Source organism: uncultured Aureimonas sp., from assembly GCF_913775355.1.
Classification (GTDB): domain Bacteria; phylum Pseudomonadota; class Alphaproteobacteria; order Rhizobiales; family Rhizobiaceae; genus Aureimonas.
Genome location: NZ_CAJYIU010000262.1, coordinates 1 through 14,277 on the forward strand (window position 1 = coordinate 1; position 14,277 = coordinate 14,277).

The following is a 14,277-nucleotide window of genomic DNA, read 5'->3' on the forward strand; positions in this document are numbered from 1 at the left end:
TAGACGCCGGCGTTCAGCGTGTCGCCGCCGACCGTCCGGTGCATGGTGCCGGGGGCTTCGCCGGGCTTCTCGTAGAGTTCGATCATGCACTCGCCGAGGAAGGCGATGCGGAGCGGCCCGGCCATCACCGGGCCTCGGCGAGGAACTGGTCGATGCGCGCGGCCGAGGGCATCGCGCTGCGGGCGCCGAACGAGAGGCAGGCGAGCGAGGCCGCCGCGACGGCGCGCCGGATGGCCTCGCCGATGTCGAGCCCGGCGTCGAGGCCGGTCGCCAGCACGCCGCACAGGGTGTCGCCGGCACCCGTCGTATCGACCGGCTCGATGCGCGGTGCCGCGAAGGTCTCGACCGAACCCTCGCGCGAAACGAGCAGCGCGCCGGCGCCTCCGAGCGTCGCCAGCACCGAAACCTCCGTGGCCGCAGCGACGGCACGGGCGGTCGCCTCCGGTTCGCCCGGCACGAGGCCGAGAATGCCGGCGGCCTCGTCGAGCTCGTGCTCGTTGACGATCAGGAGGTCGGTGGACCGCAGCAGCGCCTTCAGCCGGTCGGCTCCGACGCCCTGCGGCACGGGCGCAAGGTTGAGGAGGACACGCGCGCCGGCCTCGCGCCCGGCCTCGGCGGCGGCGACGGTCTCGTCGAACGGCAGCTCCATCTGGAGGACCAGCACCGCGGAGCCGGCATCCCAGGACCCTGCGAGCTGCCCGGCTGTCACCGCCCGGTTCGCGCCGCTGGCGACCGTGATCGCGTTCTCGCCGTCGCTGGCGACCGAGATGAAGGCGCAGCCGGTCGGCTCGTCGAGACGCGCCAGCGCCGAGACGTCGATGCCCTCCCGCTGGAGGATGTCCGCCTCGCCGTCGCCGAACGCATCGCGCCCCACGGCCCCGACGAAGCGGACCTGTCCGCCCGCGCGCGCGGCGGCGACCGCCTGGTTGGCGCCCTTGCCGCCGGACAGCTGCTGATAGCCCGGAGCAAGGACGGTCTCGCCGGGCTTCGCGATCGCCGCGACCTTGCAGACCAGATCGACATTCACCGACCCGAACACGACGATCATGGCGGCCATCCTCCCGTTTCCTCGAAACGCTCCGTAGCGAAGGAGAGGGAGGCGAACAAGCGCCGATCCGGCCGCGCGCTGGACAAGCGGGCCGGGGTTGCCGACAACGGGGCATGAGCGCATCCAGCCACCCGTCCGACCTCGACCGCGTGCCGCGCCTGCGGCTGGTGTTCGGGGAGCGGCGGATTGTCGGGCCAGGACGGGCCGACCTCCTCGAAGGGATCGCCGCAACCGGCTCGATCGCGGGCGCGGGCCGGCGCATGGGCATGAGCTACAAGCGCGCCTGGACGCTGGTGGAGGAGCTGAACGCCACCTTCGACGCGCCGCTCGTCGCCATGAGCCGGGGCGGCAGCGGCCACGGCGGCGCGGCGCTGACCGAGCTCGGCGCAGAAGTGCTGGAGCGCTATCGCCGGATGCAGGCGCTGAGCGACGCCGCCATCGCGCAGGACCTCGAGGCGTTGGCCCGCCGGCTCGGGCCGGTCACGGACGAGGCCGATATGGCCGAGCGGAAATAACGCTTGCCGCCACGGTCGTCGCACGTCTAGCCTCCCGATATGTCTCTCCGGCCATATCGGTGTCGTCGATGATTCGCAGCCTCGTCCATGTCCTGTCGCTGACCGCGGTCGGGATCGTGTTCCTGCCCGTCGGCGCCCATGCCGCCTCGACGCAGGTCGCGGTCGCCGCCAATTTCACCGACGCCGCCAAGGAGATCGCCGACGCCTTCAAGGCGAAGACCGGCGACGAGGCGGTCCTGTCCTTCGGCTCCACCGGGCAGTTCTACACGCAGATCACGCAAGGCGCGCCGTTCGAAGTGTTCCTCGCCGCCGACGCGGTGCGCCCGAAGAAGGCGGTCGACGAGGGCTACGGCGTGCCCGGCAGCGTCTCTACCTACGCGATCGGGCAACTGGTTCTCTATTCGCCCGAGGCCGGCAAGGTGACGGGCGAGGAGACGCTGAGGTCCGGCGCCTTCGCCAAGATCGCCATCGCCAACCCCGAGGCCGCCCCCTACGGCGCCGCGGCGATCGAGGCGATGAAGGCGCTCGGCGTCTACGACACGCTGCAGCCAAAGATCGTGCGGGGCACGTCGATCGCGCAGGCCTACCAGTTCGTCGAGACTGGCAATGCCGAGCTCGGTTTCGTGGCGCTCGGGCAGGTCGTCAACGCCAAGGGCGGCTCGCGCTGGGACGTGCCGCAGTCGCTCTACACGCCGATCCGGCAGGACGTGGTGCTGCTGAAGACCGGCGAGGCGAACGCGGCGGCCAAGGGCTTCGTCGAGTTCCTGCGCTCGCCGGAGGCGATCGAGATCATCCGTAAGTACGGCTACCGGACCGGCGAATAGGGGGCGATGGACTGGAGCGAGCTCTGGTCGCCCATCCGGCTGACGCTGGAGCTGGCGACCCTGACGACGCTGCTTCTCCTCGTGATCGGTACGCCGATCGCGTGGTGGCTGTCGCGTTCGCGCGCGTGGTGGAAGGAGGCGGTGGCGGCCGTGGTCGCGCTGCCGCTGGTGCTGCCGCCGACCGTTCTCGGCTTCTATCTCCTGATCGCGCTCGGGCCCGGCGGGCTCGGCGGGTGGTTCGGGCCGTTCTTCGGCCTGCGCACCTTCGCCTTCTCGTTTCCGGGCCTGGTGCTCGGTTCGGTCGTCTACTCCTTGCCCTTCGTGGTCCAGCCGATCCGCAACGCCTTCGAGGCGGCGGGCGAGCGGCCGTGGGAGGTGGCGGCCACCCTTCGTGCCTCGCCGTGGGACCGGTTCTGGAGCGTCGCCGTGCCTTTGGCGCGGCCGGGATTTCTCACCGGGGCCGTGCTCGGCTTCTCGCACACGGTCGGCGAGTTCGGCGTGATCCTGATGATCGGCGGCAATATCCCCGGCACGACCAAGGTCCTGTCGGTGGCGATCTACGACTATGTTGAAACGCTGCAGTGGCAGAAGGCGCATGTGCTGGCGCTGGGGATGCTGGTCTTCTCCTTCCTCGTCATCTTCTCCGTCTCGCTTCTGGAGCGGCGCCGGGTCGAGGCGCGCCGATGATCGAAGCGTGGTTTCGCGGGACGCTCGGCGGCTTCGCGCTCGATGCCGCGTTCCGGGCACCGATGCGCGGGGTGACGGCGCTGTTCGGGCCATCCGGCTGCGGCAAGACCACGGTGCTACGCTGCATGGCCGGGCTTCAGAGGCTCGATGGACGCCTTTCGGTCGGCGAGGCCGTCTGGCAGGACGAGCGGCATTTTCTCGCGCCGCACCGCCGGCCCATCGGCTACGTCTTCCAGGAAGCGAGCCTCTTTGCGCACCGATCGGTGCACGGCAACCTCCTCTACGGCTTCGATCGGGCGATGCGCGGGCGCTCCGAGCCGCCCGCGATCGGCTTCGAGGAGGTCTGCGACCTTCTCGGGCTCGACCGGCTGATCGACCGCGCCCCGCGCCACCTGTCGGGCGGCGAGCGACAGCGCGTCTCGCTCGGCCGGGCGCTCCTGTCGCAGCCGCGCCTTCTCCTGATGGACGAGCCGCTGTCGGCGCTGGATGCAATGGCGAAGGCGGAAATCCTGCCATACTTCGAACGGCTTCACGCGCGGCTGAACCTGCCGATCATCCTCGTTACGCACGACATCGCCGAGGTCGAGCGGCTCGCCGACCGGCTGGTGCTGATGCGGGCGGGCCGCGTGGTGGCCGAGGGGCCGCTGAACGATCTTCTGACCGATCCGGCGCTGCCCTTCGCGCGCACGCGGGGCACGGCGGCGATCCTGTCGGCGCGGGTGGCCGGTCGCGAGGCGAGCGACGGTCTCGTGCGGCTGGATCTCGACGGTCAGACCGTGCTCGTCGCGGCCGCGCCGGTCGAGCTGGGATCGCTCGTGCGGCTTCGCATCGCCGCGTCCGACGTCAGTCTCGCCCTCGACCCGCCGACGCGCTCGACGATCCTCAATGTCCTGCGCGCGCGCATCGAGACGATCACCGAGGCGGGCGAGGCGGAAGCCGTGGTCACGCTGGCGCTCGGGGCGGGGGAGGGGCAGCGCCTGCCCGCGCGCATCACGCGCCGCTCGCTGGCCGCGCTCGAACTGACGCCCGGCATGGACGTCTACGCCCAGGTGAAGGGCGCCTCGCTCTCCGCGTCGCCCGGCGCGGTGGAATCCTGACGGAACTCAAAGGAGACCGAACCCATGCGCATTTCCGCCCGCAACAGCCTCAAGGGCCGCATCGTCTCGATCGAGAAGGGGGCGACCACCGCCCATGTCCGCATCGATGTCGGCGGCGCGATCGTCACCTCGGCGATCACCAACGCGGCGGTCGAGGAACTCGGGCTCGAGGAAGGGCAGGAGGCCTACGCCGTCGTGAAGGCGTCGGACGTCATGATCGGCGTCGATTGACCAACGCAAAAGGGGCGCCTCGCGGCGCCCCTCTCTTTTTCCGGATCAGTGAGCCGGTTTGGCGTCCGGCGGCGGCAGCGCCGCGGCGTCCTTCTTCGTCGGCTTCTTGTCGCGCGCCAGCAGCTTGTAGAACAGCGGCACGAAGAAGATCGCGACGAAGGTCGCCATCAGCATGCCACCGATGACGCCGGTGCCGATCGAGTGGCGGCTGGCCGAGCTCGCGCCGGTCGCGATCGCCAGCGGCACGACGCCGAGGATGAACGCGAGCGACGTCATCACGATCGGGCGGAAGCGAAGCTTGGCGCCTTCCAGCGCGGCGTCGAACGCCGACAGCCCTTCCTCGCGTTTCAGGACCGCGAATTCCACGATCAGGATCGCGTTTTTCGCGGCCAGTCCCACAAGTGTGACGAGGCCGATCTGGAAGTAGGTGTCGATCTCCAGCCCGCGCAGCCAGATCGCCAGCAGCGCGCCGAACATGGCAAAGGGCACCGCGAGAATGACCGCTATCGGCAGCGACCAGCGCTCGTACTGCGCCGACAGGATCAGGAACACCATGACCATGCCGAAACCGATGGCGATGGCGCCCGTGCCCCCGGCCTGGATCTCCTGATAGGCCGAGCCCGTCCAGGCGATCTCGTAGCCTTCCGGCAGGACCTCGGCCGCCGCTTCCTGCATCGCCTGCAGCGACTGGCCGGACGAGAAGCCGGGCGCGGGGCCGCCGGAGACCTTGGCCGCGTTGAAGGCGTTGAAGCGCTCGATGAGGTCGGGGCCGACGATGCGCTTGGTGATGAGCAGCGAGTCCAGCGGCACCATCGAGCCGTTCGACGCCTGCACGTAGACGAAGCGCAGGTCTTCGGGCTTCTCGCGGAAGTCCGATTCCGACTGCAGCGAGACGCGGTAGTTCCGGCCGAGAAGGGTGAAGTCGTTGACGTAGAGCGAGCCGAAGGTCGACTGCATCGTCTCGAAGATCGAGGAGATGGGAACGCCCAGGGCCTTCGCCTTCTCGCGATCGACGTCGATCTGATACTGCGGCACGTTCGCCTGGAACGTCGTGCGCACACCGGCCAGTTCCGGCCGCTTGGAGGCGGCTGCGACAAGCGCATTGGTCGCCTCGATCAGCGCCTGGCTGCCCCGGCCCGTGCGGTCCTGCACGAAGAGATCGAAGCCGCCCGTGGTCGACAGTCCCTGGATCGGCGGCGGCGAGAACGCGAGCACCATGCCGTCCTGGATGCCGGCGTTCATGCCGATGAAGGTGCCCGGCAGGTTGCGCGCGTCCATCGAAGGATCGGTGCGCTCGCCCCAGTCCTTGAGCGTCACGAAGGCCGCCCCCGCGCTCGACTTCTGCGAACCGGACAGGAGATCGAAGCCGGCGAAGGCGACGACGTCGGCGACCGCCGGATGCTGGCGGATATTGGCCGACACCTGGTTCATCACGTCGGTGGTGCGCGACAGCGAGGCCGCGGGCGGCAGCATGGCGACGGCAAGGTTGGTGCCCTGATCCTCGTCCGGCACCAGCGAGGAGGGAATGGTCTGGAAGAAGTAGACCACGCCGCCGATCAGGGCACAGAACAGGACGAGCGACAGGATGGCCCGGCGCATGACGAAGGCGACGCCATGGCCATAGGCATTCGTCAGCTTGTCGAACATGCGATTGAACCAGCGGAACGGCGCCAGCGGCTCCTTGTGTTCCTCGCGCAGGATGATGCCGCAGAGCGCCGGCGTCAGCGTCAGCGCGACGATGCCCGAGATCGTGACCGAGGTCGCGATGGTCACCGCGAACTGGCGGTACATCGTGCCGGTCAGGCCGCCGAGGAAGGCGACCGGAATGAACACGGCGCAGAGCACAAGCACGATCGCGATGACGGGCGAGGTGACCTCGCCCATGGCCTTCGCGGTCGCGTCCTTCGGCGACAGATGCTCGTCGCGCATGATGCGCTCGACGTTCTCCAGCACGACGATCGCATCGTCGACCACGATGCCGATGGCGAGCACGAGGCCGAACAGCGTCAGGAGGTTGATCGAGAAGCCGAGCGCGAGAAGGACGCCGAACGTGCCGATGATCGACACCGGCACCGCGATCATCGGGATCAGCGTCGCGCGGAAGCTCTGGAGGAAGAGGTAGACCACCACCAGCACGAGCACCATTGCCTCGATGAAGGTGTGGATCACCGACTCGATCGAGGCGTTAATGAATTTCGTGGTGTCGTAGGGGATGGCGTAGGTGATGCCGTCCGGGAAGGACTTCGACAGCTCCTGCATGCGAGTGTTGATGGCCGCCAAGACGTTCAGCGCGTTGGCGCCCGGCTGGAGGTAGAGGCCGATCGGGATCGTCTCGGAGCCGTTGTAGGTCGCGTTGAAGGCATAGTCCTGCGCGCCGAGCTCGACGCGCGCGATATCCTTCAGAAGCAGCGAGGCGCCGTTGGCATCGGAGCGGATGATGATGTTCTCGAAGGCCTGCGCGTCCGGCAGACGGCCGGCCGTCGTCACCGAATAGGTGAAGGCGAGCGGCGTGTTCGAGGGCTGCGCGCCGAACTGTCCGGCGGCGAACTGGGCGTTCTGCTCGCGGATCGCATTGGCGACGTCGCCCGGCGTCAGCTGATACTGCGCGAGCTGGTCCGGCCGCAGCCAGATGCGCATCGAGTAGTTGCGCTGGCCGAAGAGCTGGGCGTTGCCGACGCCCGGCACGCGCTTCAGCTCGTCGAGGACGTAGAGCAGCGCGTAGTTCGACACGTAGGTCGCGTCGTAGCGCGGGTCGGACGAGGACATGGTCGCGACCGCGAGGATCGACGAGGACTGCTTCGTCACCGTCACGCCGAGGCGCTGCACCTCGGACGGCAGCGAGGAGATCGCCTGCTGGACGCGGTTGTTGACGTTGATCGTCGCCTGATCGGGATCGGTGCCCGACTGGAACGTGACGTTGATCGTCGAGGTGCCCGCCGAGGAGTTCGACGAGTTCATGTAGATCATGTCCTCGACGCCGTTCACGACCTGCTCGATCGGGGCGGCGACGGTCTGGGCGACGGTCTCGGCGGATGCGCCCGGATAGGTCGCCGAGATCTGGACCTGCGGCGGCACGAGTTCGGGATACTGCTCGATCGGCAGCGCGCGCATGCCGGCAAGGCCGGCGAGCACGATGATGATCGAGATGACGGCCGCAAAGACCGGGCGGTCGACGAAGAAGCGGTTCACTGGGCGGCTCCGGCCTGGGCCGTGCCCTGCGCGCCACCGTTCGCGGCAGCCTGCTGCGGGGCGGCTGCGGCGGCAGGGGCGGCGTTCGCGCCGGCCGCCGGCTGTCCGCCGGACGCGTCGGGCTGGGCGCCCGTCGGGTTCACCGGCGAGCCCGGCCGGACCTTGATGACGCCGACCGTGACGACCTTGTCGCCGTCCTTCAGGCCGTCGGCGATGAGGAGCCGGCCTTCCAGCTCGCGCCCGACGGTGACCGGCCGGACCGCCGCGACGTTCTTGTCGTCGAGCGTGTAGACGAAGGTGCCCTGCGGGCCCTGCATCAGCGCCTCGGTCGGGATCGTCACCGCATCGGGGACGACGATGCCCTCGATCTCGACGCGCACGAACTGCCCCGGCAGAAGCTGGCTTTCCGGGTTGGGAAGCACGGCGCGCGACAGGATGGTGCCGGTCGATTCGTCGATGCTGGACGAGGTGAAGTCGATCGTTCCCTGCTGGGGATAGTTCGTGCCGTTGCCGAAGCGCACGGTCACGCGCAGCGTGTCGAGCGAGCCCTCCGCCTTGCCGGTCTCGATCATGTTGCGGATCGAGAAGGCCTCCGAGTCGGCGGCCGAGAAGTTCACGTAGGCGGGGTCGAGCTGGGTGATGCGGGTGAGGAGGGCGCCGGACGTCAGGAGCGAGCCTTCCGGCACCTGCTCGAGGCTGGTGATGCCGCTCGCCGGGGCCTCGACCGAGGCGTAGTCGAGGTTGAGCGTCGCGGTCTGGAGCTGCGCCTCGGCGGCGGCGACCTGCGCATCCGCGAGAAGGCGCTGCGCGGTCGCGTCGTCGAGCGTGGCGGTGGAGGTGGCGCCCGAGCGCACGAGCGATTGCGTGCGCTCCTGCGTGCGCTGGGCGTTGGCCTGCGTCGCCTGCGCCTGCTGAAGCTGGGCCTCCGCCAGCGCGACCTGCGCCTCGAACGGGCGGCGATCGATCTCGAACAGGAGGTCGCCTTCCTTGACGCGCGAGCCCTCGTTGAAGGTGCGCCGTAGGAGGATGCCGCCGACCTGCGCCCGCACTTCGACCTCCCGCGAGGCGCTGACGCGCGCGGGGTATTCGAACGTCACCGGAACGTCCTCCGGCTTGATCGTCATCACCGTGACCGCCGGCGGCGGCGGGGCCGCTCCGCCGCCGGGCGCCTGCGCCAGCGCGGGCGCGGCAAGGGTCAGGATCGCAACCGCCGAAAGGAGGAGGGAGGAACGGGGCATCGGGAACTCCGGGAGGCCGGACCGCAGAATCCAGCTTGAATGGTCGCTTACATACATTCATATATGCATGTATTCAAGGAGGCGGGCGTGCGTCGGACAAAGGCAGAGGCTCTGGAAACGCGCAGCGTCATTCTCGATGCGGCGGAGCAGGTGTTCTTCGAGCGGGGTGTGAGCCAGACCAGCCTCACCCACATAGCGTCGCATGCGGGACTGACGAGAGGCGCCATCTATTGGCACTTTTCCGGCAAGAGCGACCTGTTCATGGCGATGCACGAGCGCGCCTACCTGCCGCAGCGCACCTTTCTGGAAAGCCAGAAGCTCCTGGATGACGAGCGTCCGCTGCAGGCGCTGGAGCGCACCATGCGCGAAAGCATGCGCCGGTTCGCGAAGGACCAGCGCGCCAAGCGCGTGTACTCCATCCTCGTCCTGCGCTGCGAATACGTGGGGGAGATGGAAAGCGTCATGTGCACCCATCGCGAGGGCGAGGACCACATGCAGGACGTCATCCATTCCGTGTTCACAAAGGCGCGAGCGATCGGCGAACTGCATCCCGACATCGATCCCCGCACGGCGTCGAACGTCTGCGTCGGCGCGATGACGGGCATCCTGACGGAATGGCTCCGGCGGAACGAGAGCTTCGACCTCGTGGAGGCGGCCGACATGACGCTCGGAGCCTTGTTCGCCGGATTTCGGGCGGTGGAGCGGGGCGCCAGGGCGGCTTGAGCGTCAGGGATACCGGCCGGCCTGCAGGAGCGCGATCAGGCGACGCACCGCAATCGATCGGGCATGAGTTTCGCGGGTCGCATCCTGGTCGCGTTGCGCAGGGCTGTTGATCAGGTTCTCGCCGCCGGGCGTCGTCGGCGCCACAAGCCGCCCGAAGCCTTCCGCGAGCCGATGGAGCGCCTCGCGAAGGCGGTTCTCGAATTGCGTGACGGCGGGATCGGATCGGGACATGGATGGGCTTTCGCAGTGAAGGCATCCAGCCTGCCGTCATCGCCTGAACGAAGGACAGAATTCCTGTTCGCATCTGTGGATTGTGTGGATAGCCCGCTACCGAAACCCGTTCGCGTGCGAATGTTCGCCGTCCGATGGAAAGAAAATATTCCTACATGCATTCCGCGCTTGTTAGCCTTGGCTTCCCGAGCAACGGAGCGTCTTCATGTCCCAGTGTTTCAACCCGTCGTCCGCTGCGGCCTTCCCGTCCGCCGTCACCGGTGCCGATCCCGGCGGGCGAGGGCGGCTGCAGTGTCGCGTCGCCGTCGACATCGTCTCGACCTTCCTCGGGGTGCCGGCCGCCGACATCCTGTCGGAGCGTCGCGCGCAGGCCCCGGTCGCGCGGGCGCGCCACGTCGCGATGTACCTGTCGCATGTCGCGTTCCAGCTCTCGCTGAATGCGGTCGCGGCCGGCTTCGGGCGAGACCGGACGAGCGTCTCCTACGCCGTCGCACGGATCGAGGACGAGCGCGACGACCGCGGCTTCGACGCGATGCTCAGCCGCATGGAAGCGCTGGCCCAGTCCTGCCGCCGGCTCGCGGTACCGGGGGCGGGCGAGGGGGACTTCTGATCCGATGGGCGTCCAAGACGAGTCGCCGCTCGCCCGTCTGGCGAGCCGCAAGGGCGCCGACGGTCAGCCGTTCCTCGCCGCGCACGAGGTGGCGGCGGGGGAGCGGCTGCGGGCTGATTTCACGCGCGGCGGCCTGATGCCGAGCGTCACCCAGCGCTGGGACGCGATGCCGAGGTCGGGCGGCGGCGCGGCAGGGCCCGCAGATCTGTCCGACGCCGCGCTCGACTGCCGCCGGCGCGTGGAAAAGGCGGTTGCGGCCGTCGGGCCGGAACTGTCCGGCGTCCTTCTCGACGTCTGCTGCTTTCTGAAAGGCACGGAGCGCGTCGAGGCGGAGCGGCAATGGCCGGCCCGTTCAGCCAAGCTGATGCTGAAGACCGGACTGGCCGCGCTCGCACGCCATTATGGCTATGTGCACGAGGGGGCGAGCGGCCGGAGCGCGATCCGCTCCTGGCGCAGCCGCTGACCTCAGGCCGCTTCCATCGCCGCCTTCGCATCGGCTTGGATACGGCGGACCATGGAGCGAAGGCCGTTGGAGCGCTGCGGGGTCAGATGGTCCTGCAGGCCGATCCGCGCGAAGAGAGCTTCCGCGTCGAGCGTCAGGATCTCGGGCGCGGTGCGGCCGGAATAAAGCGACAGCGCGACGGCGACGAGCCCTTTCACGATGTGGGCGTCCGACTGCCCCGCGAAGCGGATGCGGGGCGGCGAGCCGTCCTCGGTCCGGCTGGTCAGCCAGACCTGGCTGACGCAGCCCGGCACCTTGGTGTGCTCGTTCATGTCGGCCTCGTCCATCGGCGGCAGCTCGCGGCCAAGCTCGATGAGGAAGCGGTAGCGGTCTTCCCAGTCGTCGAGAAGCTCGAAGTCGGAGACGATCTCGTCGATGTCGCGCATGATGTCCTCGTTGGCGGACCGTCGCTGCGATCCGCCGCCTGATATAGGCAATGCGGCGCGGCTTGTCAGGCGACGGTCAGCCAGCGGGGGCGACGTAAGGGCGCGGCGGCGGCGCGGCGGGCACGCGGGAGGGATGCGCCGCCGGGTGCTCGGCGGGTTCGATGCGGGCGGAGGCCGGCTCAACCGGCGACGGGCCCGGAGCGGAGGCAGGTGTGGCGGTGGCCCCGGCCGCCAGTCCGTAGACGAAGGTCAGTCCCTCGACGATCCGCGCACCCGCAAACTGGAGGGCATCGCGCCCGCTCTCGCAAGCGCTCGGCGCCCGCTCGCAGAAGCCGCCGAGATCGGTCGCCGCCTGCTGCACCGCGTAGACGAGCGCTCCGGCCGACAGACCGGCCGGCACGCCGTCCGCGTCGTCTCTCGCCGGGGCGAGGAAGAACAGGGCGAGGCCGATCAGGAACGCGAGCTTGATGAGGAGGCGCATGTCGGGCCCTGCGATGGTCCTGCGAAATGGTCGGCCGGGTGGTGGTCGACCGCGGCGGGTGACGTCGGCACTGCGCGAAACCATCACGCAAGCGTTCTTCCCTTAGCTCAAATTCGAGACGATTGCGCCCCGTCCGGCATCCCGATGCTTCGCTGAAACTGCAGGGAGGCGGCGTAAGTCATTGCCGGAATTGCGTGATTGTCTGGTAACCGATCGTTCAGCATAGATCGCGATCGAGGCTTGGGTGCCCGGTTTGTCGGCGGGTGCGGCGGGGCTGCCACGGGTCCCCGGCTCTTGGCTTATGGCTTCCTTAAAAGGTTAAGGGCCAAGCTCCGTCCATGATGAATGACGGTTCGCAGGGCCCATGACGGGCCCGTTGATCGGACCGCCGCTTGTGGATGAGTGATGACGCAGTCGCGAAACAGCCGGGACACCGGACGATCGGCCGACGTCGGACGCGGCCTGGCCGGAGGGCTGGACCGGATGGCGGAGATGGTCGGCGCAAACGGCGGCGCGTCGCCGCTTCCGCGCGGCGTGCGGCGTCTGGCGGCCGGCATGATCGCCTCCGGGCTCGGGATCGCCGTCCTGTCTCCGCTGGTTCTCGTGGCGACGAGCGGGACGCTGGTCCTGCCGATACTTCTCGGCGTCGCCGTGGTTCTTCTGGCGCTCGCGGCCGCGCTCATCGCCCGCCGCGACCTCGATCTCGTGCTCGCCGGCCTTCATTTCGCGGGCTCGGTCCTCGTCGGCCTTGCGGCGATCGCGCTCGACAGCCTCTGGCCGCTGGCCCTGATCGCGGTCGGCCCGGTCGAGGCCTGGGCCGCCGGTGCGCGGCTGCGCGCCCGGCTGATGATGCCCGCCATGCTGGCGGCCTTCGGGCTGACCGGCTTCCTCTCGATGCACGGCATGGGACCGGCCGGACAGGGCTTCGCCGGCTACACCGTCGCGCTGCCGCTCTGCGCGTCCTACGCGACCTTCGTGCTCTGCCGCCTCGTGTTCGGCCGGCGGGCCGCGACGGCGCAGGACAGTGATGCCGATCTCCTCGCCGTGGTCGAGCCGGATGCCGCGGCCGACAGCTTCGTGTCGCAGCTGCACCTTCTCGACCGCATCGCCTACCTGCGGGCGCTCGACGACCTGCGGGCCGGCAGCGACGCCCGTGTGCTGAACGTGCGCCTGCGTGTCTCCGGCGAAACCTTCCGCACCGCGACGCTCCGGCTGGAGCCGGTGCGCGAGGGGACCGGCGCTCTCGGCACCGTGCGCATCCGCGAGCCGGGTGCCGCGCGGGTGTTGCCGGCCGCGCCTGCCGTGGACGGACGTCAGGCCGCGTTCATCGCGACCGTCTCGCACGAGCTCCGCACGCCGCTCAACGCGATCGTCGGGTTTGCCGACATGCTGGACCAGGAACTCTGCGGCCGGTTCTCCGACCCGCGGCAGAAGGAATATGTCGGGCTGATCCGCCGCTCGAGCGAGCACCTCGTCGGCGTCGTGAACGGCTTGCTCGACGTGTCGAAGATCGAGGCGGGGCGCTATGAGCTTCAGCTTCAGGACTTCAGCCTGTCCGACGTCGTCGAGGCGGCGGCGGAAATGGTCCGGGGCGAGGCCGATCGCAAGGGGCTGCGGCTCGTGGTGCGCGCGCCGGTCGCCGGCGAAAGCGTTACCGCCGATGGGCACGCCTGCCGCCAGATCCTCGTCAACCTTCTCTGCAACGCGGTGAAGTTCACCGATCGCGGGACGGTGTGCCTGACGGCGGTGCAGGACCCGGACTTCCTCACCTTCACGGTCAGCGACACCGGCATCGGCATTGCCGAGGCCGACATCGCCCGCCTCGCCCAGCCCTTCGTGCAGTTGTCGCATGGGGCCGCGCGGCGCTATCAGGGGACCGGGCTCGGCCTGTCCCTCGTGAAGGGGCTGGCGGAGCTGCACCACGGCACCCTGCACATCCGCAGCCAGCCCGATCGCGGCACCACCGTGACCGTCCGTATCCCGACCGACTGCGCCGACCGGATCCAGGCCGACCGAACCCATTCCGAAAATATCGTAGCGTTGACCGATGCCCGCAAGAAAACCAGCTCCTTCCGCCAAGACGCGCAAGCCCGCCGCTCGGCGTAAGCCGTCCGGCGGTCTCGCCGGAACGCTCGCGCTCGGTGCGCTGCACGCGTCGCTGCGCGGGCTGACGACGGGCGCGCGCATCGTCGCGGCGCGCCCGGCGCTGTTCGGCGGCATCGCCGTGTTCTCGATCTCGGCCGGGCTCGTCGCTGACAACGCCTTGAACCGGCAGGCCGGACCGCACCGTCACCCGATGCTGGTGACGCGCGACACAGCGCCCGCGAGCGCCGCCCAGCCGGCGGTGCGCACGGCCGGCAAGGCGGCGCCCGCGCCGCTCGGCAACGATCCCCGGATCGTCGCCTTTCCGCTGGTGCGCGAGGTGCAGTCGCTTCTGGCCGAGCAGGGCTACTACAAGGCGGAGGTGGACGGGCGCGCCGGTCAGGCGACCGACACCGCGATCCGCGCCTTCCAG

General features: G+C 69.3%; 15 protein-coding genes and 1 pseudogene. 10 read left to right on the forward strand and 6 right to left on the reverse strand.

Features of this window, described 5'->3' with window-relative positions; all coding sequences use genetic code 11:
* Window positions 1–124 precede the first annotated feature (124 nt).
* Entirely contained in the window at window positions 125–1,057 is a 933-nt protein-coding gene (locus tag QZ753_RS15795; protein ID WP_367171521.1) for a ribokinase, read from the reverse strand.
* 104 nt (window positions 1,058–1,161) lie between these two features.
* On the opposite strand from QZ753_RS15795, the gene QZ753_RS15800 reads away from it, so the two are divergent.
* From QZ753_RS15800 to QZ753_RS15820, 5 genes are all read left to right on the forward strand, one after another.
* Window positions 1,162–1,563, forward strand: a complete 402-nt coding sequence (locus QZ753_RS15800) for a LysR family transcriptional regulator (protein ID WP_294644958.1) — start codon at window positions 1,162–1,164, stop codon at window positions 1,561–1,563.
* Window positions 1,564–1,631: 68 nt separating this feature from the next.
* The gene (gene modA, locus QZ753_RS15805; RefSeq protein WP_294644960.1) at window positions 1,632–2,387 is read left to right on the forward strand and encodes a molybdate ABC transporter substrate-binding protein; all 756 of its coding nucleotides are present in this window, start codon (window positions 1,632–1,634) and stop codon (window positions 2,385–2,387) included.
* 6 nt (window positions 2,388–2,393) lie between these two features.
* The gene (gene modB / locus QZ753_RS15810) at window positions 2,394–3,074 is read left to right on the forward strand and encodes a molybdate ABC transporter permease subunit (RefSeq protein ID WP_294644961.1); all 681 of its coding nucleotides are present in this window, start codon (window positions 2,394–2,396) and stop codon (window positions 3,072–3,074) included.
* Complete coding sequence (gene modC / locus QZ753_RS15815) at window positions 3,071–4,171, forward strand: molybdenum ABC transporter ATP-binding protein (protein ID WP_294644962.1); 1,101 nt, start codon at window positions 3,071–3,073, stop codon at window positions 4,169–4,171. The genes modB and modC overlap by 4 nt, the downstream gene beginning before the upstream one ends.
* A gap of 24 nt (window positions 4,172–4,195) precedes the next feature.
* Window positions 4,196–4,402, forward strand: a complete 207-nt coding sequence (locus QZ753_RS15820) for a TOBE domain-containing protein (RefSeq protein ID WP_294644963.1) — start codon at window positions 4,196–4,198, stop codon at window positions 4,400–4,402.
* A gap of 45 nt (window positions 4,403–4,447) precedes the next feature.
* Here the strand turns inward: QZ753_RS15820 and QZ753_RS15825 are convergent, their stop codons facing one another.
* Both QZ753_RS15825 and QZ753_RS15830 read right to left on the reverse strand, forming a co-directional pair.
* Window positions 4,448–7,591: an efflux RND transporter permease subunit gene (locus tag QZ753_RS15825; RefSeq protein WP_294644964.1), complete on the reverse strand. Its 3,144-nt coding sequence runs from the start codon at window positions 7,589–7,591 to the stop codon at window positions 4,448–4,450.
* Window positions 7,588–8,829 carry an efflux RND transporter periplasmic adaptor subunit gene (locus QZ753_RS15830; RefSeq protein ID WP_294644966.1) on the reverse strand — a complete coding sequence of 414 codons (1,242 nt, stop codon included), beginning with the start codon at window positions 8,827–8,829 and terminating at the stop codon, window positions 7,588–7,590. The genes QZ753_RS15825 and QZ753_RS15830 overlap by 4 nt, the downstream gene beginning before the upstream one ends.
* Window positions 8,830–8,916: 87 nt before the next feature.
* Here QZ753_RS15830 and QZ753_RS15835 point away from each other — a divergent pair, with 87 nt between their 5' ends.
* Window positions 8,917–9,552, forward strand: coding sequence for a TetR family transcriptional regulator (locus QZ753_RS15835; protein ID WP_294644968.1), 636 nt, complete (start codon window positions 8,917–8,919; stop codon window positions 9,550–9,552).
* A 3-nt stretch (window positions 9,553–9,555) separates the two neighbouring features.
* On the opposite strand, the gene QZ753_RS15840 is transcribed toward QZ753_RS15835, so the two are convergent.
* A complete protein-coding gene (locus tag QZ753_RS15840) occupies window positions 9,556–9,783 on the reverse strand; it encodes a hypothetical protein (protein ID WP_294644970.1) in 228 nt (75 codons plus the stop codon).
* Between the two features lie 205 nt (window positions 9,784–9,988).
* Between QZ753_RS15840 and QZ753_RS15845 the strand changes: the two genes are divergently transcribed.
* Window positions 9,989–10,393 (forward strand): helix-turn-helix domain-containing protein, encoded by a 405-nt coding sequence (locus tag QZ753_RS15845; RefSeq protein ID WP_055888221.1) that lies wholly within the window; start codon window positions 9,989–9,991, stop codon window positions 10,391–10,393.
* A gap of 19 nt (window positions 10,394–10,412) precedes the next feature.
* A pseudogene (locus QZ753_RS15850) lies at window positions 10,413–10,796 on the forward strand (DUF6456 domain-containing protein); the annotation flags it as partial.
* A gap of 62 nt (window positions 10,797–10,858) precedes the next feature.
* Here QZ753_RS15850 and QZ753_RS15855 read toward each other — a convergent pair.
* Together QZ753_RS15855 and QZ753_RS15860 are read right to left on the reverse strand one after the other, a co-directional pair.
* Window positions 10,859–11,281 carry a SufE family protein gene (locus tag QZ753_RS15855; protein ID WP_294644972.1) on the reverse strand — a complete coding sequence of 141 codons (423 nt, stop codon included), beginning with the start codon at window positions 11,279–11,281 and terminating at the stop codon, window positions 10,859–10,861.
* Between the two features lie 76 nt (window positions 11,282–11,357).
* A complete protein-coding gene (locus QZ753_RS15860) occupies window positions 11,358–11,762 on the reverse strand; it encodes a DUF5330 domain-containing protein (protein WP_294644975.1) in 405 nt (134 codons plus the stop codon).
* Window positions 11,763–12,167: 405 nt separating this feature from the next.
* Between QZ753_RS15860 and QZ753_RS15865 the strand changes: the two genes are divergently transcribed.
* Together QZ753_RS15865 and QZ753_RS15870 are read left to right on the forward strand one after the other, a co-directional pair.
* On the forward strand, window positions 12,168–13,868 hold the full coding sequence (locus tag QZ753_RS15865) for a HAMP domain-containing sensor histidine kinase (protein WP_294644976.1): 1,701 nt from the start codon (window positions 12,168–12,170) through the stop codon (window positions 13,866–13,868).
* Window positions 13,810–14,277 (forward strand): peptidoglycan-binding domain-containing protein (locus QZ753_RS15870; RefSeq protein WP_294644978.1); only part of this gene is annotated, 468 nt, incomplete at its 3' end. The genes QZ753_RS15865 and QZ753_RS15870, both read left to right, overlap by 59 nt.